Consider the following 22,551-nt stretch of genomic DNA (forward strand, 5'->3'; position numbering starts at 1 on the left):
AGTGCGCGATGGGCCTGCGAGTCATCGGTGCGCTGGCGGCCGCGGTGAGCGCGGCGGTGCATCTCTACCTGTGGTTCGACGGGGTGCGCGACCAGGGCACGGTCGGCGCCCTGTTCGTCGTCAACGTGGTCGCGGGGGCGGTGATCGCCGTCCTCGTGGTCGCCTGGCGCAGCTGGGTCCCGCTGCTCCTGCTCGCCGGGCTCGGCGCGACAACGCTCGCGGCGTTCGTCATCGCCACGACCGGCGGGCTGTTCGGGATCCGCACGACCTGGGACACCTGGTACGCCTGGCTGGCCGCGGTCTCCGAGATCCTCGCGGTCGTCGTGGCGGTCGTCGCGGCCGGCGTGGAGGGCTGGTTCGCGTCGCTGCGCTCACTTCGCCAGGCGAAGGACTGAGTAGCCCGACTCCGTGCGCACCTCCACGGACGCGATGTCGCCGGGAGCCACCGCCGTCGCCATGGTGACGTGGACCTCCTGGCCCGGCGCGGTCCGCCAGGTGCCGGCCTGCTCCGAGCGGCCGTCGGCCGCCGTCACCACGAGGACGTACGACGCCCGCCCGGTCACCGGACCCTCGTAGGTGCAGGTCAGGTCGATCTGCGTCCCCCAACGGCGCTCGCTCAGCGACACCCAGCCGGAGGAGCTGGTGCCGAGGGCCTCCATCCGCTGCGCGGCGGCGAGCTGTCGGCTCGGCTGCGGACCGTCGTCGCCCAGGGTGGCTCCGATCCCGACCGCCAGGAGCACCAGCAGCACCGCGGCCACCGCCACGGCCGCGCCGATCACCGCATGCCGACGCCCCCGGGCTCGGCGGGCCTCCGCGACCACGGCGGGCAGCAGCGTGAGCGGTACCGGCTCGGCCGGCTGCGGCTGCTCGACGGTCTCCGCCTCCACCCGCCCCAGCAGGCCCGGGATCCCGGCGAGGTCGCGCAGCGCGCGCGTGCAGTCGGCGCAGCCCGGCAGGTGCCGCTCGTACGCCGCCCGCTCTCCCGCGGCCAGCGCGCCGAGGACGTAGACGCCGTCGAGGTGCGCGTACTCGCAGCTCATCGCGGGCCCCCGATCGATGGTTCGTGGAGGAGCGAAGCGGGGGAACGAAGAATCGGGTGGGGTGGTTCACGACGCCACCCCCGTCTCCTCGAGGATCAGCCGCAGGGCGCGCAGAGCGTAGTGGGTGCGCGACTTCACGGTCCCCTCCGGGATCTCGAGGCGGCGGGCGGCCTCGGCCACCGACCGGCCCCGGTAGTAGCACTCGACGAGCACCGCCCGGTGGTCGTCGGACAGCCGGCGCAGCGCGTCGGCGACCACCCACGACAGCAGCAGCTCGTCGGTGCCGTCGTCGGCCACCTCGCCCGGCGGCGGCTCGGCCGTCGCGAACTCGCGGTGCCCGCGCCGCGAGCGCCACTCGTAGATCACGATGTTGCGCGCGACCGTGAACAGCCAGGAGCGCACCGATCCTCGCGACTCGGTGAGCACCGCGGCGTTGCGCCAGGCCCGCAGCATCGTCTCCTGGGCGACGTCCTCCGCCCGCGCGCGATCGTTGCCGGTCAGGTGCAGGCAGAAGCCCCACAGGGCCGCCGCGTGGTCGTCGTACAGCACCTGCATCACCGTGGCCGGGTCCTCGGTCATCCCACCTCCACGCGGGGATACGACGCAACGGTCCGCTCGGTTCAACGTGCCCTCTGCTGCAGACTAGGGCTTAGAGGTTCCGCCAATAGGTCATGGTTGTCGTGCTGGTCGACCGTCCCAGCGGTGGGTGATCCAGGCCTGGCGGACGAGTCGTCGGATGATGATCGCGGCGTTGGCCAGCGCGATGAAGGCCTCGATCACCTGGGTGCGACGCTCGGTGCAGATGGCGAGCTTCTTGAACCCGCGGTTGTGCCAGGAGTTGGTCCGCTCCACGACCCACCGGGCACCGGCTTGGAGCGGGAAGCCCTTCTTACTGATCACGCCCTCGCAGCCGAGCTCGTCGAGCAGGTCGCGGGTCTTGCGGCTGTCGTAGCCAGCGTCGAGGTGGACCGTGATGTCGTCGGGCAGCCCATCACCGAAACCCAGGTCGAAGCGGCCCAGGTGCTCCAAGGTGGGGCGCAGGAGCGGTGAGTCGTTGCGGTGCGCGCCCGCGACGACACACCCCAGCGGGATGCCGGCAGCTTCCACCAACAGGGACCGCTTGGTTCCCTGTTTCCCGCGATCTACCGGGGATCTGCCCGCTGCCTCGCCACCACAGGGAGCCTTCACGATGCACCCGTCGACCGTGACATCGCAGAGGTCCAGACCGACGATCTGGTCGTAGGCGTCCAGACAGATCTGCTCCAGCGTCTTGAAGATCCCGACCTCGATCCACTCATCACGGCGCCGACGGATCGTGGTGGCCGAGCACGTGGTGTCGGCGATGCGGTCGTAGGCGGCGCCGAGCACCGCGATCTGGACCAGCTTGTCGAACACAACCCGGTCCGCGATACGCGGTCGGTGACACCCAAGGGGATGAGCGTCGATGGGTTCAGGGATCAGCGCGGCGAACTGGTCCCACAGCGGTTCGATGATGAAAGATGGCAGGGCAGGCACGAGCACCTCGGGGAAGAGAAGTGGCGTCAGACACCCCTTCTGTTACCGAGGCTCGTGCCTGTCCTGCGTGACCGACACGCCCTCACCGCTCAATACCTATTGGCGGAACCTCTTAGGGTTGCCGGGTGCGACTGGCCACCTGGAACGTCAACTCCCTGCGCACGCGGATCGACCGCGTCGAAGCCTTCCTCGACCGGCACGAGATCGACGTGCTCGCGGTCCAGGAGACCAAGGCCCGCGAGGAGCAGCTGCCGCTGATGGGCCTGCAGGCCCGCGGCTACGAGATCGCCGCCCACGGCCTCAACCAGTGGAACGGCGTGGCCATCTTCAGCCGGGTCGGGCTCGACGAGGTCACCGTCGGCTTCCCCGAGCAGCCCGGCTTCGGCGACGCGCTCGAGGTCGAGGCCCGCGCCCTCGGTGCGACCTGCGGCGGCGTGCGGGTGTGGAGCCTGTACGTCCCCAACGGCCGCAAGCCCGAGGACCCGCACTACGTCTACAAGCTGGACTGGCTCTCGCGGCTGCGCACCGCCGCGGAGGGATGGCTGGACGTGCCTACCGCCCTGGTCGGCGACTGGAACATCTGCCCGACCGACGACGACGTCTTCGACGTCGCCCAGTTCAAGAACTCCACCCATGTCACCCCCGCCGAGCGCACCGCCTTCCAGGCCTTCCTCGACGGCGGCTGGTCGGAGGTCACCCGCGCCCACGCGCCCGGCTACACCTACTGGGACTACTACCGCCAGCGCTTCGAGCGGGACCGCGGGCTCAAGATCGACTTCGTCCTCGGCTCCGCGTCCTTCGCCGAGCGGGTCACCGGGGCGTTCATCGACCGCGAGGAGCGCGACCCTGCGGTGTTCTCCGGCGCGCCGTCCGACCACGCCCCGGTGGTCGTGGACCTCGCCGGCTGAGCGCCAGGTCGGCGGAGCTTCGCATCCTCCGACCCCGGGGCCACGCCGCCTCAGTCCCTGAAATGGTCGGGGGTGTGCCCTAGCGTGGAGGGGTGAGCAGCGCGCTGCACCCGCGGTCCCGCACGTTGTGGGAGGAGGGCCGCCGTCCCGGCCGGGAGGTTGTCTCCCTCGCCGTCGCGCTGCTGCTCACCGCCACCGTGCTCGATCTGGTCCTCTCCGACGGCCTCGGGCTGTTCTTCGACCTGGCGTTCGTGACCCTGTGCGTGGGTGCGGCGCTCGCCGTACGGCCGCCCGACTTCTTCGTGGTCGGTGTGCTGCCGCCGCTGGCGATGGCCTTCGTGGTGCTGCTGCTCGGCGTCAGCGACCGCGGCAGCATCGCCCGCGCCGACGACGGGCTGGTCCAGGCCGTGCTGGCCGGGCTGTCACGCCACGGCATCGCCCTGGCTCTCGGCTACGCCGCCTGCCTGGGCCTGCTCGCCCTGCGCCGCTCGTTCGTGGCGCACCGCCCGCGCCGGAGTTGAGGCCCGGCCGGTGCGCCCAGCGCGGCAGCGGGCGGGAGGCGTGCGACGACAGGTTGCTGCCCCCTCACCACGACGGAGACACGCTCGCGCCGGACAGCTCAGAACCGGTCCGGGTCCCCCGCGCCGCGCCGGATCACCTCGGGGAAGCCCTCGGACCAGTCCACGACCGTGGTCGGCTCCGGCCGCACCTCACCGGCCTCGACGACGATGTCGACCTCGTGGTCGAGGTCCTCCTTGATCTCCCAGCCCATGGTCCGCGGCTCGGTCTCGCCGGGCAGGATCAGGGTGGAGCTCAGCAGCGGCTCGCCGAGCTCCTCGAGCAGCGCCTGCACGAAGGTGTGCTCGGGGATCCGCACGCCGACCGTCTTCTTCTTCGGGTGCAGCAGCCGCTTCGGCACCTCGGGCATCGCGGGCAGGATGAACGTGTAGGGCCCCGGCGTCGCGGAGCGGATCGCGCGGAACGCCGAGTTGTCGACGTGGACCAGCTGGCCCAGCTGGGAGAAGTCGCGGCACATCAAGGTGAAGTGGTGCTTGTCGTCGAGGCCGCGGATCTTGAGGATCCGGTCGCGGCCCTCGCGGTTGCCGATCCGGCACCCGAGCGCGTAGCCCGAGTCGGTCGGGTAGGCGATCAGCGCGTCGTCTTGCAGCGCGGCGACGATCTGCTGCAGCGTGCGCGGCTGCGGGTTGTCGGGGTGGACGTCGAGATAGCGGGCCATGGTGGTCTCGACTCAGGCCCGACCCGCGGCCTTGAGGTCGCGGTGCAGCTCCTTGGGCAGCGAGAACGCCAGGGTCTCCTCCGCGGTCTGCACCGGCCGGGCGTCGGGGTACCCGCGCTCCGCGAGGTAGCCCAGCACCTCCTGGACCAGGTGGTCGGGCACCGAGGCACCCGACGTCACGCTGACGCTCTGCACGCCGTCGAGCCAGGACTCGTCGAGCTCGGAGACGTCGTCGATGCGATACGACGCCTTCGCGCCCGCCTCCAGCGCCACCTCGACCAGCCGGACCGAGTTGGAGGAGTTGGCCGACCCGACCACGATCACCAGATCAGCGGTGGCGCCGATCTCCTTGACCGCGACCTGGCGGTTCTGGGTGGCGTAGCAGATGTCGTCGCTGGGCGGGTCCTCGAGCTGCGGGAACTTGGCCCGCAGCCGGCGCACCGTCTCCATGGTCTCGTCGACGCTCAGCGTGGTCTGGGACAGCCAGGCCAGCTTGGCGTCGGCCGGGAAGTCCAGGGTGGCGACGTCGTCGGGGTGCTCGACGAGCACGGTCTGCTCGGGCGCCTCGCCCGCCGTGCCCTCGACCTCCTCGTGGCCGGCGTGCCCGATGAGCAAGATGGTGTAGCCCTCGCGCGCGAAGCGCACGGCCTCGCGATGCACCTTGGTCACCAGCGGGCAGGTCGCGTCGATGGTCTTCAGCGCGCGCTCGGCGGCCTGGTGGTGGACCGCCGGCGAGACGCCGTGGGCGGAGAACACCACGGTCGCTCCGGTCGGCACCTCGTCGAGCTCCTCGACGAAGATCGCGCCGCGGGACTCGAGGTTGGACACGACGTGCTTGTTGTGGACGATCTGCTTGCGGACGTAGACCGGCGAGCCGTACAGGTCCAGCGCCTGCTCCACCGTGACCACCGCCCGGTCGACGCCGGCGCAGTAGCCGCGCGGGTCGGCCAGCAGCACCTCCCGCTCGGCGTCCTCGAGCTGGCGCGGCGTTCCCAGGTCGATCGTCATGTCCCCCAGTCTACGGATCCCCGTCCCGGCCACCCCAATCCGCCGACCCGTCGCATCTGAACGCAAAAAAGACGCCGACCCGTCGCGTTCGAACGCGACGGGTCGGCGGTGGAGCAGCAGGTCAGGCCTTGTCGGCGTCCTCGGCGGACTCCTCGGCAGGCGCCTCCTCGGCAGCCTCCTCGGCGACCTCGGACTCGGACTCCTCGGTGACCTCAGCCTCGGCCTCGGCCTCGGGAGCCTCGACCTCGACAGCCTCGGTCTCCTCGACCTCGGTGACCTCGGCCTCCGGAGCCTCCTCGACCGGAGCGGCCTCGGCGGCCTTGGCAGCCGGGGCGGCCTTCGGCGCGGACGGGGCGTACGCCTCGGTCACCAGCTCGATGACCGCCATGGGGGCGTTGTCGCCCGCACGGTTGCCGATCTTGGTGATCCGGGTGTAGCCACCCGGACGCTCGGCGAAGGTCGGCGCGATGTCCGCGAAGAGGGTGTGGACGACACCCTTGTCGCGGATGACCTTGAGGACCTCGCGGCGCTGGTGCAGCGGGTTCTCGCCGGCGTGGGCCTTCTTCGCCTTGGTGATCAGCTTCTCGGCGTACGGACGCAGCGTGCGCGCCTTGGCCTCGGTGGTCGTGATCCGGCCGTGCTCGAAGAGCGCGGTGGCCAGGTTCGACAGGATGAGGCGCTGGTGCGCGGCGCCACCGCCGAGGCGGGGGCCCTTCTTGGGCTTGGGCATTGCTTCTCTCGTTTCTCCCCGGCCGTGTCAGGTACCGGGGTAGGTGTGTCCGGAAGGGGACGGATCAGAGTCCGGCAGCGTGGCGGGAGGCGAGTGAACAGCAGCTTGCTGCCGCATCACTCGCCGGAGACACGCTCGGACCAATCAACTCAGAACTGCTCGTCCTCGACGAACGACTCGTCGTCGTCCTCGTCGTCGGAGTAGTTGGCCAGGGCGGCCGACGGGTCGAAGCCCGGGGCGCTGTCCTTGAGCGACAGACCCATCTCGTGCAGCTTGGCCTTGACCTCGTCGATGGACTTCGCGCCGAAGTTGCGGATGTCCAGCAGGTCCTGCTCGGAGCGGCTGATGAGCTCACCCACGGTGTGGATGCCCTCGCGCTTGAGGCAGTTGTAGGACCGGACGGTCAGCTGCAGGTCCTCGACCGGGAGGGCGAGGTCGGCGGCGAGCTGCTCGTCGACGGGCGAGGGGCCGATGTCGATGCCCTCGGCCTCGACGTTGAGCTCACGGGCCAGGCCGAAGAGCTCGACCAGCGTCTTGCCGGCCGACGCGATGGCGTCGCGGGGCAGGATCGAGGGCTTGGTCTCGACGTCGATGACGAGCTTGTCGAAGTCGGTGCGCTGCTCGACACGGGTGGCCTCGACCTTGTAGGTCACCTTGAGGACCGGGCTGTAGATCGAGTCGACCGGGATCCGGCCGATCTCGTTGTCCGCGCCCTTGTTCTGGACGGCCGAGACGTAGCCGCGGCCGCGCTCCACGACGAGCTCGAGCTCGAGCTTGCCGTTGTCCGAGAGGGTGGCGATCTTCAGGTCGGGGTTGTGGACCTCGACGCCGGCCGGCGGCGCGATGTCGGCACCCGTGACGTCACCGGCACCCGACTTGCGCAGGTACATGGTGACCGGCTCGTCGTGCTCGGAGGAGACGACGAGGCCCTTGAGGTTGAGGATGATCTCGGTGACGTCCTCCTTGACCCCCTCGATGGTCGAGAACTCGTGGAGGACGCCGTCGATCTTGATGCTCGTGACCGAGGCACCGGGGATCGAGGAGAGGAGGGTACGACGCAGCGAGTTGCCGAGCGTGTAGCCGAAGCCGGGCTCGAGCGGCTCGATGACGAAGCGCGACCGGAACTGGTCGACGCTCTCCTCCGACAGGGTGGGGCGCTGTGCGATGAGCACTTGTTTCGTTCCTTTCCGGGCCGACCGCTATATGAGGACCCAGAGTTGGTGCGGAGATGGAGAAGAGGGACTGCGGGATGACGCATGCCCGCCCCGGCTCCGCCACGGGGTGGAGGTGGGCCGGGACGGGCTCGCGATCACTTCTTGGAGTAGTACTCCACGATGAGCTGCTCCTGGATCGGCATGTCGATCTGCTCGCGCACGGGCACCTGGTGGACCAGGATCCGCATGCGGCTCGGCAGCGCCTCGAGCCAGGCCGGCACGATCCGCTCGCCGTGGGTCTCGCGAGCCACGATGAACGGGGTCATCTCGAGCGACTTCTCGCGCACGTCGATGATGTCGTACTGGGTGACCTGGAAGGACGGGATGTCGACCTTCTTGCCGTTGACCAGGAAGTGACCGTGGGCCACCAGCTGGCGGGCGTGGCGGCGCGTGCGGGCGAAGCCGGCGCGGTAGACCACGTTGTCGAGGCGGCACTCGAGCAGCTGGACCAGGTTGTCGCCGGTCTTGCCCTGGCGACGGGCAGCCTCCACGTAGTACTTGTGGAACTGCTTCTCCAGCACGCCGTAGGTGTAGCGCGCCTTCTGCTTCTCCTGCAGCTGGTTGCGGTACTCGCTCTCCTTGATCCGCGCCCGGCCGTGCTGGCCCGGGGGGTAGGGGCGCTTCTCGAAGGCGGCATCGCCGCCGACGAGGTCGACGCCGAGGCGGCGCGACTTCTTGGTCAGGGGTCCGGTGTAACGGGCCATTGTCGTTCTCCTCTAAGTCTCTCGTCGCAGCTCAGACGCGGCGGCGCTTCGGCGGGCGGCAGCCGTTGTGCGGGGCGGGGGTCACGTCCTGGATGGTGCCGACCTCGAGGCCGATCGCACCCAGCGAGCGGATCGCCGTCTCGCGGCCCGAGCCCGGGCCCTTGACGAAGACGTCGATCTTCTTCATGCCGTGCTCCATCGCCCGACGGCCCGCGGCCTCGGCGGCCATCTGCGCGGCGTACGGGGTGGACTTGCGGGAGCCCTTGAAGCCGACGGTGCCGGCAGAGGCCCACGAGATCACCGCACCGGTCGGGTCGGTGATCGTGACGATCGTGTTGTTGAACGTGCTCTTGATGTGGGCCTCGCCCTGAGCGACGTTCTTCTTCTCCTTGCGGCGCACCTTCTTGGCGCCCGCGCGAGCCTTGGGAGGCATGGGTTATCTCCTTGAGAAAGCTGGTCGTGAGGCAGTGTCGAGCCGGAGGCTCAGATCACTTGGCCTTCTTCTTGCCGGCAACCGTGCGCTTCGGGCCCTTGCGGGTACGTGCGTTGGTCTTGGTGCGCTGGCCGCGGACCGGAAGGCCCATGCGGTGACGGCGACCCTGGTAGCTGCCGATCTCGATCTTGCGGCGGATGTCGGCCTGAACCTCGCGACGGAGGTCACCCTCGATCTTGAAGTTCGCCTCGATCTCGTCACGGAGCTTGACCAGCTCCTCGTCACCCAGCTCGTGGACGCGGAGGTCCGGGCTGACGCCGGTGGCCTCCAGCAGCTGCTGGGCGCGGGTACGGCCGATGCCGTAGATGTAGGTGAGTGCGACCTCGATGCGCTTGTCGCGCGGCAGGTCGACTCCGACGAGGCGAGCCATGATGGCTTCCTTTCAAACGGTTGCGGTGGTGTGGTCGTGATGCGTCCGGGCCTTGCGTGCCCAGCTCCGGCCATCCGCACCGGAGGTGGTTCGCCGTCGTAGGACGGCTAAGCGATCACGTTGATGAGGTGTTCAGTTGTGTCTCGAGACGGTCGCTGCGCGACCTCCTCGACAACCAGCCGGGCTCAGCCCTGACGCTGCTTGTGGCGCGGGTTGTCGCAGATCACCATGACGCGGCCGTGGCGACGGATCACCTTGCACTTGTCACAGATCGGCTTCACGCTCGGGTTGACCTTCATGTCAGCCCTTTCTTGCTAGTGGCGGAACAGGCGAGCAGTGGCTCACTTGTAGCGGTAGACGATCCGGCCGCGCGAGAGGTCGTACGGCGAGAGCTCCACCACCACGCGGTCCTCGGGGAGGATCCGGATGTAGTGCTGGCGCATCTTGCCGCTGATGTGAGCCAGGACCTTGTGGCCGTTGCTCAGCTCGACGCGGAACATGGCGTTCGGGAGGGCCTCCACGACGGAGCCCTCCATCTCGATGACGCCTTCTTTCTTCGCCATGTCTCACAATCTGCTCGGGGATGTTGTGTCTACCGGTGGCCCGGGAACCTCTCGGTCGCACGGGGGCGACCGAGTGGACCTCGTGGGCCGTGCACCACACACAGAACCCACGTTGGACCGACACGCCAGTCTATGTGCTGGCGTCAACGAACTCCCAATCGACGGATCAGCCCGCCAGCAGCTCCAGGCTCCGCACCCGGGCGGGCGCGGTCCGGGGATCGGTGTCGCGGAAGGCGCCGGCGACGGGGTTGACCATCACCTCGTCGACGCCGTAGGACGCCGCGAGGTCGGCCAGCTCCGCGCGGGCGCCGGCGGCGTCGCCGATCACCCAGCGCGCCCGCATCGCCTCGATGACGCCCTCGTGAGCCTCGGACAGGCCCGCCCCGACGATCGTCTCGGCGTCCTCGACCGTGCGCTGCGCGACCAGCGGCTGGCCGGTGCGCAGGGCGAGCATCTGCAGCAGCTGGGGCAGCGCGAGCCGCCCCGCCTCCGCCGCCGTGTCGGCCACCGACGCGTTGACGGTCAGGAAGGTCCGCGGCTGCGCCAGCTCGGGCGAGGGCTGGAAGGTGGAGCGGTACAGCTCGAGCGCCTCCGCGGTGCCGGCGCCGGAGAAGTGGTGGGCGAACACGTACGGCATGCCCTTGGCCGCCGCCAGCCGCGCGGAGTAGTCCGAGGAGCCGAGCAGCCAGATCTGCGGCACCGACCGCGCCGCCGGCGTCGCCCTGAGGACGTGCTGGGAGCCGCGCAGCGCCAGCCCCACCCCGGCGGGCTCCATCATGGCGAACACGTTGTCGACGTACTCGGGGAACCGGTTGACCGCCTCGTCGCTCACTCCACCCGCACCGTGCCGCAGCGCCCAGCTGGTCACCGGGTCGCTGCCGGGCGCACGGCCGATGCCGAGGTCGATCCGCCCCGGGAACGCCGCCTCGAGCAGCGCGAACTGCTCGGCCACCACCAGCGGCGCGTGGTTGGGCAGCATCACTCCCCCGGACCCCACCCGGATCCGCTCGGTCGCCGAGGCCACCAGGCCGATCACCACCGGCGGGTTGGTCGCCGCCACCGCCGGCATGTTGTGGTGCTCGGCCACCCAGTACCGGCGGTAGCCCAGCCGGTCGGCGGCCCGAGCCAGGTCCAGGGTCGCCGCGAGAGCGTCGCTGGTCGCCTGGTCGCTGCGGACGGGGACGAGGTCGAGGACGGAGAGCGAGAGAGACATCACCGGGTGCAAGGCGGGGAGGGGGCTGGGCATTCCCCGGGGGTGCGGCCGGGGCTGGTGCGGACCGGTGCGGGCTGGTGCGCTGCGTGAGCGGCTCACGGTGTCGGTTGGGCTCGCTTGGTTCGCATGTCGGGCGCCCCGCCGGGATTCAGCAGAATCACGCTCGCCAGTGCATGACAATCAGCCGAGCCCCGTCGCTCGCGCCGCGTCGCCTGGACGAAGCGGAGCGAGCGCCAGCGAGCGCAGCGGAGGAAGGCGACGCGTCAAAGCGCGCGCGACATGCGCGAGCGCAGCGAGCGCTAATCAGACACAGCGCTCCTGCGCACCAGCAGCAGTCCCGCCCCGAACGCCGCGGCCCCGAGCAGCCCCAACATGACCAGGTCCATCAGGTAGTGCCCGGCCCCGCTCTGCGCGATCCAGTCCGCCCGGTCGGTGCCCTCGAACCGGTCGACGAGCTGGATCGCGGAGGCGGAGGCGGCGTACCCCCACCGCGAGGGCGAGAGCCAGGCGATCTGCTCGAGCAGCACCCGGCCGGCGATCTCGAAGAGCGCACCCGACAAGACGAGCTGGAGCATCACCAGTCCGACGAGGGCGGGCATGGTCTGCTCGCTGCTGGTCACCAGCGCCGAGAGCGCCAGGCCGATCACGACCATGACCAAGGACAGCACGGCGATCGCGAGCGCCACCCGGAAGGTGCCGGCCGAGCCGTCGGCGCCGGGCAGGCCGACGGTGGCGAGGAAGGTGACGACCAGACCCTGGACGAACGCGGCGCTGCCGAGGACCAGGACCTTGCTGGTGAAGTAGATGCCGGGCGAGAGGCCGACGGCGTACTCCCGCTTGAAGATCGGCCGCTCCCCCACCAGCTCGCGGATCGCCAGCGCGGTGCCCATCAGGCAGGCGGCGACGATGAGCACGGTCAGGCGCTGCTGGGCCTCCGCGCCGCGGAAGCCGGCCGCCGCGACCGAGATGCCGTCGTGCCCGGGCACCACCCGGCTCAGCGCGCCGAGGATCAGCGGGAGCAGCACGAGCATGCCGAGCAGCAGCCGGTCGGCGAGCACGACGGCCAGGTTGCGCTGGACCAGGGTGGCCAGTTGGCGGGAGACCGACTGCCGCGGCGGAGCGGGTACGGCGCCGCCGTACGACTGCTGCGGCAGCGACGAGGTGTCGACGGCGTGCTGCGGCACGGGGATCCGCTGCCACAGGTCGGCGTCGTCGAGCAGGTCGAAGACCTCGGGGTAGTTGGTCTTGCCGAAGTGGGCCAGGACGCCGTCGGGCGGCCCGAAGTAGGCGATCCGACCGCCCGGGGCCAGCACGAGCACGTTGTCGCACACGTCGAGGGCGAGCACCGAGTGGGTGACGACCATGACCACACGGCCGTCGTCGGCGAGGCTGCGCAGCTGACGCATCACCTCGAGGTCGAGGCCCGGGTCGAGACCGGAGGTCGGCTCGTCGAGGAACAGCAGCGGCGGCGCGGTGAGCAGCTCGGTGGCGATCGAGACCCGCTTGCGCTGACCGCCGGACAGCTGGGTGCCGATCCGGTTGTCGAGGCGCTCGGTGAGCTGCATCTGCTGCGCGACCGTCTGCACCCGGTGGTCCCACTCCTGCACCGTCGTGTCGGGCGGCAGCCGGAGCTGGGCCGCGAACCGCAGGCCCTGACGGACCTTCAGCTGCGGGTGCAGGATGTCCTGCTGCGGCACCAGGCCGATCTGGAAGCGCAGCTGGTCGTAGTGCTGGTAGAGGTCGTGGCCCTGCCAGATCACCCGCCCGTGGCTGGCCGGCTTGAGACCGGTGAGCGCGCCGAGCAGCGTGGACTTGCCGGCGCCGGAGGGGCCGATGACGGCGGTGAGGCTGCGCGGCTCGAGCTGGAAGGAGATGTTCTCGATCAGCCGCTTGCCGCCGGCGACCACCTGGGTCAGCCCGTCGGCGTACAGCGTGAACTCGTGGGCCGTCGCCGAGGCGATCAGCTGGTGGCCGTCCCAGCGGAAGGTCTGGTTGCCGAAGATCACCTCGGACCCGAGGGGCAGCTGGACGGCGCCCTGCACCCGCCGGCCGTCGACGAAGGTGCCGTTGAACGAGCCCAGGTCGTGCAGCACCGCCGGCGACGTCGGCGTCGCTGGGTCGAGGCGGGCGTGCCGCCGGCTCACCAGCGGGTCGGCCAGCACGATGTCGTTGCCCTGCTCGCGACCGATGCTCAGCGTCCGGCCGGCCTGGAGCTGCTGCGGGAGCACCACGGAGTGGCCGTGCGGCAGCTGTCCCGGAGGCAGGACGCCGGCCGGACGCCACGCGTCGACCGGCCCTCCGCTCGCGGGGACCTGCGGCGGCGGCAGGTTCTTCCAGAACTCGCCCGCCGGCGCGGGAGTCGGCGTGGGTGCCGGGGCCGGGGTGGCCATCGGCCGGGACGGCGGCGGGGGCGGGGGCACCACGGAGGCCAGCACGCTGACGACGACCGGCTCACCGGCCGGCCCGCCGAGGTGCAGGCTGACCGGCGCGCCGGTCAACGGCAGCCGGGTGATCCGCTGGCCGGAGACGAAGGTGCCGTTGCTGCTCGCGTCGACCGCGACCCAGGCGCCGTCCTCGACCTGCAAGAACGCATGGTGTCGCGACGCCTTGGCGTCGGTGACGGGAACGTCGCAGTCCAGCTCACGCCCGACGACGACGCGTGGTCCGTCGAAGGTCCGCGTCTGCCCGGCCCACTGCACCTGGAGTCGATCCACGACCGACACCCTAGGTGAAGCAGCGGGCCGGGCGGGCGGTCACCGCCAGTCGGGGCCGGAGGTGTCGTCGACGTCGGCCGGGTCGCGCGGCGCGACCGCGTGGTCGGGGACGTGGTCGTCGCTGCCCTCGCGCGAGGACTTCCACAGGCTCGCGACCGCCGTGACGACCAGGGTCACGATGATCACGCCGAGGCTGAACAGCGAGGGGATGTCCCACACCGCCACGTGCTCGCCGCCGTTGATGAAGGGCAGCTCGTTCTCGTGGAGGGCGTGCAGGACCAGCTTGACGCCGATGAAGGCGAGGATGAAGGCCAGGCCGAGCGAGAGGTAGACCAGCTTCTGCAGCAGGCCGCCGAGCAGGAAGTAGAGCTGGCGCAGACCCATCAGCGCGAACACGTTCGCGGTGAAGACGAGATACGGCTCCTGGGTGATGCCGAAGATCGCGGGGATCGAGTCGAGCGCGAACAGGATGTCGGTGACGCCGAGCGCGATCACCACGATGAGCATCGGCGAGACGAGCCGGACGCCGTTCTCGTGGTACCAGAGCTTGAGGCCGTGCCAGCTCTCGCCGACCTTCATCCGGCGCCGGGTGAAGGCGACGATGGCGTTGTCCTCGGGGTGCTCGTCCTCGTGGGCGCCGTAGGACTTCACCAGCTTGACCGCGGTGTAGACGAGGAAGGCGCCGAAGGCGTAGAAGATCCAGCTGAAGTTCTCGATCAGCGCGTAGCCGAGCGCGATGAAGATGCCGCGGAAGACCAGCGCGAGCACGATGCCGACGAGCAGCGCCTCCTGCTGGTACTTGCGGGGCACCTTGAGCGCCGACATCAAGATGATGAAGACGAAGAGGTTGTCGATCGACAGCGAGTACTCGGTCAGCCAGCCCGTGTAGAATTGGATGCCGAAGTCGTGCCCGTGGTGGAGCAGGATGAAGACGCCGAAGGCCACGGCCGCGCCGACATAGACGGCCAGCGCGATGGCGCACTCCTTCATCGACGGCTCGTGCGGATCACGCGCGATCACGAAGACGTCGAAGAGCAGGACTCCGACGGTCACCGCGATGGTGATCGTCCATTCGAGGGTGGTCACGTCCATAGGGGTGTCCCTTCAGGGGGCGTAAGCGTCGACAGATCGCCCGAGGTCTCTTCCGCTGCCGACGGTTGGTGCGCCGCTGGGCAGCCTACGGGACCGGAGCGGGCGACTTCGACCGCTCGTGATGACGAGCCCGCAGCGAAGGAGTACTCCCCCCTGGTGCCCGGAATCCTCGCACGCCCGGCCGAACCGGGTCCAATCAGGGGTCGGGTCAGGGCAGGCCGGTGACCCGGGCCATCGTGGCCAGCTTGGCACCGGTCTCACGCACCTCGGAAGCAGGATCCGAGCCGGCCACGATCCCGGCCCCGGCGAACAGCCGCAGCCGCGGACCATCCATCACCGCCGCCCGGATCGTGACCGCGAACTCACCGTCACCGGAGCCGTCGACCCAGCCGACGCACCCGGCGAACCAGTCACGCAGATCACCCTCGAGATCGGCGATCACCGCATTCGCCGCCGCCGCCGGCACCCCACCCACCGCGGGGGTCGGGTGCAGCAGCTGAGCCAGCCGCAGCGCACTCGGCCCGTCGAGCGGGTCGGCGAGCCGAGCGTGGATTGGGGTGGCCAGATGCCACACCGTGTCGGTCGAGAGCAGCTCCGGCGTCGCCGGGTACTCGATCTCGACGCACACATCCTTGAGCGCATGCACGATCGCCTCGACCACGAAGGCATGCTCGGCGAGATCCTTCGCCGAGGCCTGCAGGCCGGCAGCCCGGCGGGCGTCCTCGGCGGGATCGGCCGCGCGGGGCACCGAGCCGGCCAGCGGCGTACACGAGATCACCGCACCCGCACGGCTGACCAGCAGCTCCGGACTCGCGCCCACCAGGACCGGACCCTCGCCCTCGGCCGAGGACTCGAGCGGGACGCTGAACACATAGCGACCCGGCCGCGTGGTGAGCAGCCGGTCGATGATCTCGGCCGGCACCAGCGGCGGCTCGCTCACCACGTCGAGGCAGCGACCGAGCACCACCTTGTGCAGCTCGCCGCGCGCGATCTTGTCGAGCGCGGCGGCGACCATCGCGGCGTACTCGTCCGGCGTGGGGAACTCGGTGACCTGGTAGGTCCGCTCGACGCTGGTGTCGGTGTCGGGGCGTCGCAGGGCGTGCTCGGCGCCGGTCACGACGTGCGCCAGCCCCGGCGCCCCCGCGGCGAAGGACAGCGCGCACAGCGCCCGCTCCCCCGGCCGCAGCTCGGCGACGACCCCGTCGGCCCAGGCCGGGTCGGCGCCGTCGTGTACCTGCCAGGTGCGGAGCACCCCGTCGGCGACATAGGCCTGCTCGCCCGAGGCGAACAGCAGCGGCCGCGCCGCCAGTGCCGCCGGGGTCATCGGGCTGGTCCGTCGTCCGCTCATCGCGAGGCTCCTCCGTGGCCGAACATCTCTTGCCGCGTCACATGACGACAATAGGCTCCGTCCTCGTCACTGCCTCGAACCCGGCCTCCGGGTGGCCGCCACGAGAGCGGCCCCCTCGTCTCCTCGCGCGATCGCCTCCAGGATCGCCGCCTGCCGAGCCCGCTCCTCCTCGAGGGCGGCGAGCGGCGGTACGCCGCCGGCATCCCCCTCACGGCGCAGTCGCGCGGTCAGCCCGGCGTGCAGGTCGGTGAGCAGCGGGCTTCCTGCCATCTCCAAGACCAGCGCCCGGAACCGGTCCGCTGCCCCCCGGTCGGCCCCGGCGCCGTCCTCATGGACCCGGCGCAGACGCGCCACGTCCTCCTCCGTGCGCCGCCGGGCAGCCAGGCGGCAGGCCTCGGCCTCGATCGCCCGCCGCACGCCTCCGACGTCGTCGAGGCCGTAGCCCGGGCTGAGGTCGGCCAGTGCGACCGGCAGCACCGTGGCCGAGCGGACATGGCTGCCGTGGTTGCGTCGCCGCTCGAGGACGCCGAGATGCACCAGGGTCGCGAGGGCCTCGCGCAGGGTGCTCCGACCGACGTCGAGGCCGGTGCTCAGCGTGCTCTCGTTGGGGATCCGCGCCCCCACCGGCCACCGACCGGACGCGATCTCCTCCTGCAGCGAGCGCAGCACCTCCCACGGCATCGTGGTGTAGCCGGAGGCGCAGCGCCGGCGCTGGTAGTCGGACAGGCGGTCCATCGTCTCGCCGGCTACTTCCGTCCCGGAGCCTTGACCCGGACCTTCACCCGGACCGTCGCCGGCTGGAGGTTCGCGTCGCCGGAGTACGCGACCCGCACCGTGCGCTTCCTCGCGCCCTTGCCCGGCTTGACCTTGAGCTTGCGCAGCTTGACCGTGGCGGAGCCGGCGCCGTCCAGGGCGACCGTGGCGACCACCTTGCCGTTCAGGCGAACCGTCACGGTGCCGCTGGCGACCGCGGACCCTCCGGTCACGGTGATCGCGGCGGTGGACCTCTTGCCCTTGGCGATCCGCTTCTTGGCCAGGCTCAGGCCGATCGTGGCCGACGCCTTCGCGGGTGCCGGCTGCGGCGCGACGACGGTGAGCGAGGCGGCCGCGGTCCGGGGGCCGTCGCTGGCGAGCAGCATCCGCTCCCCGGTCGTCGCCGGCGCGGGAACGGCGCCGGACACGGCGCCGGATCCGTCGGCGGTGAGCGTGCCGGAGGTGGTGCCCCCGACGGTGATCGTCACCGCCGCGCCCGGCCCGAAGCCGGAGCCGGCGACCGGGATCTGCCCGCCGGCCACGGCCGGTCCGGTGACCGCGATCTCGGGAGCGGTGGCGCTGACGGCGACCGTCGGCGCGATCCGGGAGATCGGCTGGTCGTTGATGACGCCCGCCGGCGGGAGGACGCACGACAGGCCCACGTTGAAGCCGACCACCACGGAGGTGCTGATGTCGGCCGGCAGGGTCACGACACCGCTCGCACGGCCCGCCTGGTCGACCTGGACGCAAGCCAGGACCTGCTCGCTGACCACGATCCCCACCAGCTGCCGCTGACCGCTCACGCCGACGTACCCGGTCAGCTCGTAGGCCAGCCGGCCGCCTGGCCGCACGGACGGCGTCAGCACGGTGGCCGTCGGCGCGGGCGTGACGGTGATCGACACCGTGCGCGACACCTCCCCCGTCGTCAGCACCAGGCTGTGCGGGCCGACCGCGACGTCGCCGGGCAGGGCGATCCGGGCGGTGCCGGGCAGGTCGCCGTCCGCGTCGGTGGTGATGCTGCTGGCGAGACCGGCTCCGTCGAGGGTGAGCGTCACTGGAGAGTCGGGCTCGAAGGAGCGCCCCCGCACGGTGATCTGCGCTCCGGGGCGGAAGCGGTCGCCGGCCTGGAAGATGCCGGTCGGGCTGGTCAGCCCGGTCGTCACGAGGTCGCCCACGGCGAAGGGCGCCCGGAAGGTGATGGCGTCGGTGAGCCGGTCGCCGGTCGTGGTGAAGAACGCCCCGGACAGCACCCGCAGCCAGTGCTGGCCGTTGCCCAGCGGCCCGGCCGTGGTCAGGTCGGCGGGTGCCTGGATCCAGCCGTCGAACGAGCCGTTGTCGGTGTGGTCGGTGACGAACCAGTGCTTGGCCTCCGCGGCGGCGGTCGTGTTGCCGTGCGCCGCGGGGTCATAGGCGTCCTCGCCGCCGATCGTCCACCCACCGCCCGCGTCGAAGTCGTAGGGCCGCACGGCGACGAGCGGCTCGCCGGAGGTGCCGGTGATCGGGAGGAATCCCTCACCGTGGATGCGGATCCGCTCGCCAGGGGCGATCTCTCCGGAGCTGAGCGTGAGGCTCGCGCCGGAGACCGGATCGGTGACGATCAGCTCATCGGCGTGCGCCGGCGTGGCGGTCGCGGTGACGAAGGCGAGCCCGGCGGCCGCGGTGGCCGTGACGAGCAGGGCCTCGGCGTGGCGGCGGGGGGTGGTGAGAAGACTCATGGTCGTGGTCCTGGGCTGTCGGGAGTGGATCGGGGGAGGACGGGCTCCAGCCCGGCCTGCCGGGTCGGTGACCGAGCAGGCCGGGCGGGGCGACACGACCTAGCGGACGACCTTGACCTTCGTGGTCGCCGTGGTGCCGTCGACCTTGGCGTCACCGGAGTAGACGACCGTGATCTTGTGCTTCTTGGCCTTGAGCTTCGGCAGCTTGACCGTGGCCTTGCCGGCGGCGTTGAGCGTGGCCGTGGCTACCTGCGACCTGCCCACGAAGACGGTGACGGTCCCGGTCGGCGCGACGCCGGTCGCGGCGACGGTCAGCTTGACCTTGGCGCGCTTGCCGGTGGTCACCTTCTTGGGCAGCTTGAGGCTCGCGGTACCGACCACCTTGGTGACGGCCGGGTTCTGCGGGGTCGCGCTCTTCGGCGCGGGCGGGAGGTCGAGGGTCACCAGGTGAGCGTCGCCGTTGCCCGCCCCGGCCGCCACGATCCGGTAGCCGTCCCCGACGGTCGTGACGCCCCACAGCGCGTCGGCGGGACCACCGAGGTCGACCACCCGGCTCTCACCGGGCGAGCCGTCGGGGTTGGTCACGGTGACCAGGGCGTCCACGCTGCCGCTGACGCCGCTCGCGCCGACGCCGACGATGCGGCCGTCGGGCAGGATCACGTGGCTGCGGTGCCGATCGGCGCTGTTGTTGCCGTCCGGGCCGACGTGGTAGGCGATCAGGCCGCGATCGGCCCACGCGGTGTTGAGCGTGCCGCTCGGGGTGAGGCTGAACAGCAGGGCGTCGACGCCGTTGCTGGCCTGGTCGCCGGTGCGGCCGCCGCGGTAGCCGTAGGCGCTGAGGATGTAGTTGCCCGCGGCGTCCTTGGCGATGCCGTACGCCTCGGCGAAGCCGCCGAGGCCGCCCGGGTAGGCGGTGGCCAGGCCATCGTCGCCCCAGGACGCGTCGGGCTGGCCGGCCGGGGTGTACTTGTGCACGAAGGGCTGGTTCGAGGCGCCGACGCTCGCGTAGGACGTGACCAGGTACGAGCCGTCGTCGTCGAGCAGGCCACGACGCAGGTTGTCGCTGAACGGCGTCGCGATGCTCGCGACGCCGTCCTCGCCGAAGGCCTCGTCCAGCCGGCCGTTCGCCTTGACCTGGACGGCGCCGGCGTCACGGGCGGTGCGGGTGCCCTGGGAGTCCGTGCCGATGCCGACCGAGAGGATCGCGCGCTGGTTGTCGCGCACGAAGACGTCGTAGCCCGAGGTGTCCGCCACGGCGGCGGCGCCGCCCGAGGGGTTGACGCCGTCGCTCAGCGAGAGCCGGCTCCAGCCGCCGTGGGTGCCGTAGCTCTGGTCGAGCGCGCCGTTGGGGTGCAGGCGGGCGATGAAGACATCGGTGTCCACGGCCGAGGCGGCGTCGGACTGGTCGCCCTCGACGTCGCCGACCACCAGGATCCGCCCGAGCTTGTCGACCGCGACGCCCTTGGCGACCTCCTTGGCGCCCGGGTTCGTGGTCACCACCGCGTGGAAGCTGCTGACCAGGTCGATCACGGCCCGGCCGCCGGTGCCAAAGGACGCGTCCAGGGTCCCGTCGGCCTTGGTCTTGGTGACCAGGACCGCGCGGTTGGTCCCGCTCACGACCTGGTGACCGACGCTGTAGACGCCCCCACCGGGCGCGGCGGCGACGCCGTTGAGGCCGTCGTCCACGCCGGCCGCGCCGACGTTCACCGACGTGACGTCCAGCTCTGCCATGGCACTCGGCGTCGCGACGACGCTCAGGGCCGACGCGAACAGACCGACTCCGGCGACGGCACCCACCCGGCGGACGTACCGCCGAGGAGCGTTGTTCTGCTGCATGCTTACTCCTAGCTCAGATTTGGTTAGGGAAACCTAAGCATCAGCAGATGTTTGATCGGGAACGGACGAGCACCCCCAAAACTGGGGGGTGGTCATCTACGCGTCGGCGCGCGAGGCGAGCAGCCCGGCTCGGCCCGGACGGGGCAGCCGCACCGTCAGCCGCGTCCCGCCCGCGGGCGGCGCCTCGACGACGAGCTCGCCGCCGGCCGCCGCCACGGACTGCCGAACGATCCGGAGCCCGACCCCCTCGGCGGCTCCCGGCGCCAGGCCGATCCCGTCGTCGGTGACCTCGGCGCGGATCCAGCCCTCGTCGGCCACGACGACGATCCCCAGCCGTTGCGCGACGGCATGCTTCACGACATTGCGGGCCGCCTCCTTGACGATGCGGAAGGTCACCGCCGCGGCGGGCTCCTGCAACAACAGCCCGCCCGGGCCCGCGACGACGTCGAGCTCGACCACAGGGGCGGACGGCGCGGTGTCGACCAGCCGCTCCAGCCACCCGGACAGGGCCTGGGCGAAGTCGTCCGACTGCCACTCCGTCGCCTCTCCCGTCGTCAGCAGCTCGCGCAGCTCGTCCAGGTCGGCCGCCAAGATCTCGGCAGTCCGGTCCAGGGCGCGCGCCGCCTCCTGTGGGCTCGGCAGGCGGCGCGCCGCCTCCAGCATCAGCCGCGCGGCGGACAGGCCCTGGACGGTCCGCTCGTGCAGGACCTCCGCGATCCGGCGGTGCTCGTCGGCGCGGGCCCGCAGCGCCCGGTCGGCGAACTCCATCCGGTCGCGCTCCGCGAGGGCGATCGCGCGCGCCAGTCGCAGGCTGAGCGGCAGCGTCACGGCACCCACCGCGACGATCCCGAGCAGCGCGATGGGGAGCCAGTCGCGCAGCAGGCGTGCCCGGATCTCGTCGTACTCGCGCACCGGCTTGTAGATCTCCAGGACGTACGACGCCCCGGTCCGGTCCCGGAACGGGAGATAGACCTCGTACAGGTTGGGCAGCGCCGGCCCCTCGGACTCGTGCCCGTCTCGCAGTCGCTCGGTGAGCGCCTGCCCGGTGTCGAGTGCCGTCGCGACGCCGCCGAGCGGCGCGAGGTCACCGATCCGCCGGGGGTCGCTGGACCAGACGAACTCGCCGAGGGCGTCGTCGTGCCGGCGCCACACGTGCGCCGTCACGATCTCGCCGTCCTCGATCAGCGGCGTCACGGCGTCACCGAACCGGGTCTGCCAGGAGGTCTCCCCCGCGATGTCCTCGCCCGTCAGCGACAGCGCCAGGGTCAACGCGGTCGACCGGACCAGCTCGGCCGCCTGACGGTCGGCCTGCTGGGTCGCGTGCGTGCTGGTCTGCCACAGGACGAGCAGCCCGACCACGAGCAGGACGCTCGCCAGACCCAGCAGGTGCTGCCTGATCGCGGAGGTGCGCCATCGCACCGGCCCCGACCCGCTCATCGGTGCGGGAACTCGATCTCGCATCGCCCGCATCGCCCGCATCACGGCACCGAGCTGGGACTGGACGCCCAGCTTGGCGCGGGCGCTCTTCACGTGGTCGCGCACCGTGTGCTGACTCAGGCCGAGACGTCGCGCCGCCTGGTGGACGTCGGCACCCTCCGCCAGGAGCTGGAGCACCTGCGCCTCCCGGGTGGACAGCCCCGCCGCCTCCACTGCCCCGGGCGCCGGCAGCGCGGCATCTCCCGCCGGACTCCGTCGTCCCACCAGGGACAGCAGCGCGTCCAGCACCTCGTCGAGACCGACGCCCTTGGGCAGCACCACCGCGGCGTGCTCGGCCGCGCGGCGCACGACGTCGGGGCGCAGGTGGCCGGTCAGCACGAGCGCGGCGGTGGTCGGCGAGGTGCCGGCCAGCTGCGCCAGCAGCTCGAGACCGTCCTGCGAGCCGATCCGGACGTCCAGCACGGCGAGCCCGGGCTGCACCGCGGAGATCACGGCCAGGCCGTCCTCCACCGTGCTCGCCACGTGGACCGCGCCGAACTCGGCGCGCGTGGCGAGCACCGACGACAGCGCCTCGGCGAACACGGCGTGGTCGTCCACGATCACCACGGACGCCACCGACACGATTTAAGGGTAGCCTAACCTCCCCCGCTCGGGGGAGGTC

General features: G+C 71.3%; 23 protein-coding genes. 3 read left to right on the forward strand and 20 right to left on the reverse strand.

Translation table 11 applies throughout. The features are described from left to right. Positions 1-8: 8 nt before the first annotated feature. The gene (locus ACUP6Y_RS17990) at positions 9-395 is read left to right on the forward strand and encodes a hypothetical protein (protein WP_462552209.1); all 387 of its coding nucleotides are present in this window, start codon (positions 9-11) and stop codon (positions 393-395) included. Here the strand turns inward: ACUP6Y_RS17990 and ACUP6Y_RS17995 are convergent. From ACUP6Y_RS17995 to ACUP6Y_RS18005, 3 genes are all read right to left on the reverse strand, one after another. Then, positions 372-1,040 carry an anti-sigma factor family protein gene (locus ACUP6Y_RS17995; RefSeq protein WP_462552210.1) on the reverse strand — a complete coding sequence of 223 codons (669 nt, stop codon included), beginning with the start codon at positions 1,038-1,040 and terminating at the stop codon, positions 372-374. The two genes, ACUP6Y_RS17990 and ACUP6Y_RS17995, sit on opposite strands and share 24 nt — an antisense overlap. Before the next feature lie 66 nt (positions 1,041-1,106). Beyond that, complete coding sequence (locus ACUP6Y_RS18000) at positions 1,107-1,619, reverse strand: sigma-70 family RNA polymerase sigma factor (RefSeq protein WP_462552211.1); 513 nt, start codon at positions 1,617-1,619, stop codon at positions 1,107-1,109. A gap of 90 nt (positions 1,620-1,709) precedes the next feature. After that, complete coding sequence (locus ACUP6Y_RS18005) at positions 1,710-2,555, reverse strand: IS5 family transposase (RefSeq protein ID WP_462553709.1); 846 nt, start codon at positions 2,553-2,555, stop codon at positions 1,710-1,712. A 125-nt stretch (positions 2,556-2,680) separates the two neighbouring features. Between ACUP6Y_RS18005 and ACUP6Y_RS18010 the strand changes: the two genes are divergently transcribed. Beyond that, positions 2,681-3,463: an exodeoxyribonuclease III gene (locus tag ACUP6Y_RS18010; RefSeq protein ID WP_462552212.1), complete on the forward strand. Its 783-nt coding sequence runs from the start codon at positions 2,681-2,683 to the stop codon at positions 3,461-3,463. Between the two features lie 92 nt (positions 3,464-3,555). Next, a complete protein-coding gene (locus ACUP6Y_RS18015; protein ID WP_462552213.1) occupies positions 3,556-3,984 on the forward strand; it encodes a DUF6542 domain-containing protein in 429 nt (142 codons plus the stop codon). Positions 3,985-4,082: 98 nt separating this feature from the next. Here ACUP6Y_RS18015 and ACUP6Y_RS18020 read toward each other — a convergent pair whose 3' ends face one another. The 17 genes from ACUP6Y_RS18020 to ACUP6Y_RS18100 form a co-directional block, all read right to left on the reverse strand. Then, complete coding sequence (locus ACUP6Y_RS18020) at positions 4,083-4,700, reverse strand: L-threonylcarbamoyladenylate synthase (RefSeq protein WP_462552214.1); 618 nt, start codon at positions 4,698-4,700, stop codon at positions 4,083-4,085. A gap of 12 nt (positions 4,701-4,712) precedes the next feature. Further along, positions 4,713-5,708: a 4-hydroxy-3-methylbut-2-enyl diphosphate reductase gene (locus ACUP6Y_RS18025; RefSeq protein WP_462552215.1), complete on the reverse strand. Its 996-nt coding sequence runs from the start codon at positions 5,706-5,708 to the stop codon at positions 4,713-4,715. 121 nt (positions 5,709-5,829) lie between these two features. After that, positions 5,830-6,438, reverse strand: a complete 609-nt coding sequence (rplQ, locus tag ACUP6Y_RS18030) for a 50S ribosomal protein L17 (RefSeq protein WP_462552216.1) — start codon at positions 6,436-6,438, stop codon at positions 5,830-5,832. Positions 6,439-6,587: 149 nt separating this feature from the next. Beyond that, positions 6,588-7,610: a DNA-directed RNA polymerase subunit alpha gene (locus tag ACUP6Y_RS18035; RefSeq protein WP_462552218.1), complete on the reverse strand. Its 1,023-nt coding sequence runs from the start codon at positions 7,608-7,610 to the stop codon at positions 6,588-6,590. A 137-nt stretch (positions 7,611-7,747) separates the two neighbouring features. Next, complete coding sequence (gene rpsD, locus ACUP6Y_RS18040; RefSeq protein ID WP_462552220.1) at positions 7,748-8,356, reverse strand: 30S ribosomal protein S4; 609 nt, start codon at positions 8,354-8,356, stop codon at positions 7,748-7,750. 31 nt (positions 8,357-8,387) lie between these two features. Continuing rightward, positions 8,388-8,789 carry a 30S ribosomal protein S11 gene (gene rpsK, locus ACUP6Y_RS18045; protein WP_038681087.1) on the reverse strand — a complete coding sequence of 134 codons (402 nt, stop codon included), beginning with the start codon at positions 8,787-8,789 and terminating at the stop codon, positions 8,388-8,390. Between the two features lie 55 nt (positions 8,790-8,844). Continuing rightward, complete coding sequence (gene rpsM / locus ACUP6Y_RS18050; RefSeq protein ID WP_036547929.1) at positions 8,845-9,219, reverse strand: 30S ribosomal protein S13; 375 nt, start codon at positions 9,217-9,219, stop codon at positions 8,845-8,847. Positions 9,220-9,404: 185 nt separating this feature from the next. Continuing rightward, positions 9,405-9,518 carry a 50S ribosomal protein L36 gene (rpmJ, locus tag ACUP6Y_RS18055; protein ID WP_028656369.1) on the reverse strand — a complete coding sequence of 38 codons (114 nt, stop codon included), beginning with the start codon at positions 9,516-9,518 and terminating at the stop codon, positions 9,405-9,407. Positions 9,519-9,560: 42 nt separating this feature from the next. Next, positions 9,561-9,782, reverse strand: a complete 222-nt coding sequence (gene infA, locus ACUP6Y_RS18060; protein WP_028656368.1) for a translation initiation factor IF-1 — start codon at positions 9,780-9,782, stop codon at positions 9,561-9,563. Between the two features lie 166 nt (positions 9,783-9,948). Continuing rightward, positions 9,949-11,028: an LLM class flavin-dependent oxidoreductase gene (locus ACUP6Y_RS18065; RefSeq protein ID WP_462552223.1), complete on the reverse strand. Its 1,080-nt coding sequence runs from the start codon at positions 11,026-11,028 to the stop codon at positions 9,949-9,951. A gap of 266 nt (positions 11,029-11,294) precedes the next feature. Further along, positions 11,295-13,709, reverse strand: a complete 2,415-nt coding sequence (locus tag ACUP6Y_RS18070) for an ATP-binding cassette domain-containing protein (RefSeq protein ID WP_462552224.1) — start codon at positions 13,707-13,709, stop codon at positions 11,295-11,297. Between the two features lie 39 nt (positions 13,710-13,748). Then, entirely contained in the window at positions 13,749-14,801 is a 1,053-nt protein-coding gene (locus ACUP6Y_RS18075; RefSeq protein ID WP_462552225.1) for a TerC family protein, read from the reverse strand. 208 nt (positions 14,802-15,009) lie between these two features. Beyond that, positions 15,010-16,149, reverse strand: a complete 1,140-nt coding sequence (locus ACUP6Y_RS18080; RefSeq protein ID WP_462552226.1) for an isochorismate synthase — start codon at positions 16,147-16,149, stop codon at positions 15,010-15,012. A gap of 66 nt (positions 16,150-16,215) precedes the next feature. Further along, the gene (locus ACUP6Y_RS18085; protein WP_462552227.1) at positions 16,216-16,884 is read right to left on the reverse strand and encodes a FadR/GntR family transcriptional regulator; all 669 of its coding nucleotides are present in this window, start codon (positions 16,882-16,884) and stop codon (positions 16,216-16,218) included. 11 nt (positions 16,885-16,895) lie between these two features. After that, positions 16,896-18,617, reverse strand: coding sequence for an Ig-like domain repeat protein (locus ACUP6Y_RS18090; protein ID WP_462552228.1), 1,722 nt, complete (start codon positions 18,615-18,617; stop codon positions 16,896-16,898). 99 nt (positions 18,618-18,716) lie between these two features. Next, on the reverse strand, positions 18,717-20,453 hold the full coding sequence (locus tag ACUP6Y_RS18095) for an Ig-like domain repeat protein (protein WP_462552229.1): 1,737 nt from the start codon (positions 20,451-20,453) through the stop codon (positions 18,717-18,719). Positions 20,454-20,549: 96 nt separating this feature from the next. Beyond that, entirely contained in the window at positions 20,550-22,511 is a 1,962-nt protein-coding gene (locus ACUP6Y_RS18100) for a response regulator (protein ID WP_462552230.1), read from the reverse strand. Positions 22,512-22,551 lie beyond the last annotated feature (40 nt).

The sequence above is a fragment of the Nocardioides sp. S5-5 genome (assembly GCF_054954065.1).

Excerpts from the sequence above, each read along its gene's own strand:
- rpsM (WP_036547929.1), bottom strand. The coding sequence starts at position 9,219 with ATGGCTCGCCTCGTCGGAGTCGACCTGCCGCGCGACAAGCGCATCGAG.
- rpsD (WP_462552220.1), bottom strand. The coding sequence starts at position 8,356 with ATGGCCCGTTACACCGGACCCCTGACCAAGAAGTCGCGCCGCCTCGGC.
- ACUP6Y_RS18095 (WP_462552229.1), bottom strand. The coding sequence starts at position 20,453 with ATGCAGCAGAACAACGCTCCTCGGCGGTACGTCCGCCGGGTGGGTGCC.
- rplQ (WP_462552216.1), bottom strand. The coding sequence starts at position 6,438 with ATGCCCAAGCCCAAGAAGGGCCCCCGCCTCGGCGGTGGCGCCGCGCAC.
- ACUP6Y_RS17995 (WP_462552210.1), bottom strand. The coding sequence starts at position 1,040 with ATGAGCTGCGAGTACGCGCACCTCGACGGCGTCTACGTCCTCGGCGCG.
- ACUP6Y_RS18020 (WP_462552214.1), bottom strand. The coding sequence starts at position 4,700 with ATGGCCCGCTATCTCGACGTCCACCCCGACAACCCGCAGCCGCGCACG.
- infA (WP_028656368.1), bottom strand. The coding sequence starts at position 9,782 with ATGGCGAAGAAAGAAGGCGTCATCGAGATGGAGGGCTCCGTCGTGGAG.
- ACUP6Y_RS18025 (WP_462552215.1), bottom strand. The coding sequence starts at position 5,708 with ATGACGATCGACCTGGGAACGCCGCGCCAGCTCGAGGACGCCGAGCGG.
- ACUP6Y_RS18085 (WP_462552227.1), bottom strand. The coding sequence starts at position 16,884 with ATGGACCGCCTGTCCGACTACCAGCGCCGGCGCTGCGCCTCCGGCTAC.
- ACUP6Y_RS18075 (WP_462552225.1), bottom strand. The coding sequence starts at position 14,801 with ATGGACGTGACCACCCTCGAATGGACGATCACCATCGCGGTGACCGTC.
- rpmJ (WP_028656369.1), bottom strand. The coding sequence starts at position 9,518 with ATGAAGGTCAACCCGAGCGTGAAGCCGATCTGTGACAAGTGCAAGGTG.
- rpsK (WP_038681087.1), bottom strand. The coding sequence starts at position 8,789 with ATGCCTCCCAAGGCTCGCGCGGGCGCCAAGAAGGTGCGCCGCAAGGAG.
- ACUP6Y_RS18090 (WP_462552228.1), bottom strand. The coding sequence starts at position 18,617 with ATGAGTCTTCTCACCACCCCCCGCCGCCACGCCGAGGCCCTGCTCGTC.
- ACUP6Y_RS18065 (WP_462552223.1), bottom strand. The coding sequence starts at position 11,028 with ATGCCCAGCCCCCTCCCCGCCTTGCACCCGGTGATGTCTCTCTCGCTC.
- ACUP6Y_RS17990 (WP_462552209.1), top strand. The coding sequence starts at position 9 with ATGGGCCTGCGAGTCATCGGTGCGCTGGCGGCCGCGGTGAGCGCGGCG.
- ACUP6Y_RS18080 (WP_462552226.1), bottom strand. The coding sequence starts at position 16,149 with ATGAGCGGACGACGGACCAGCCCGATGACCCCGGCGGCACTGGCGGCG.
- ACUP6Y_RS18000 (WP_462552211.1), bottom strand. The coding sequence starts at position 1,619 with ATGACCGAGGACCCGGCCACGGTGATGCAGGTGCTGTACGACGACCAC.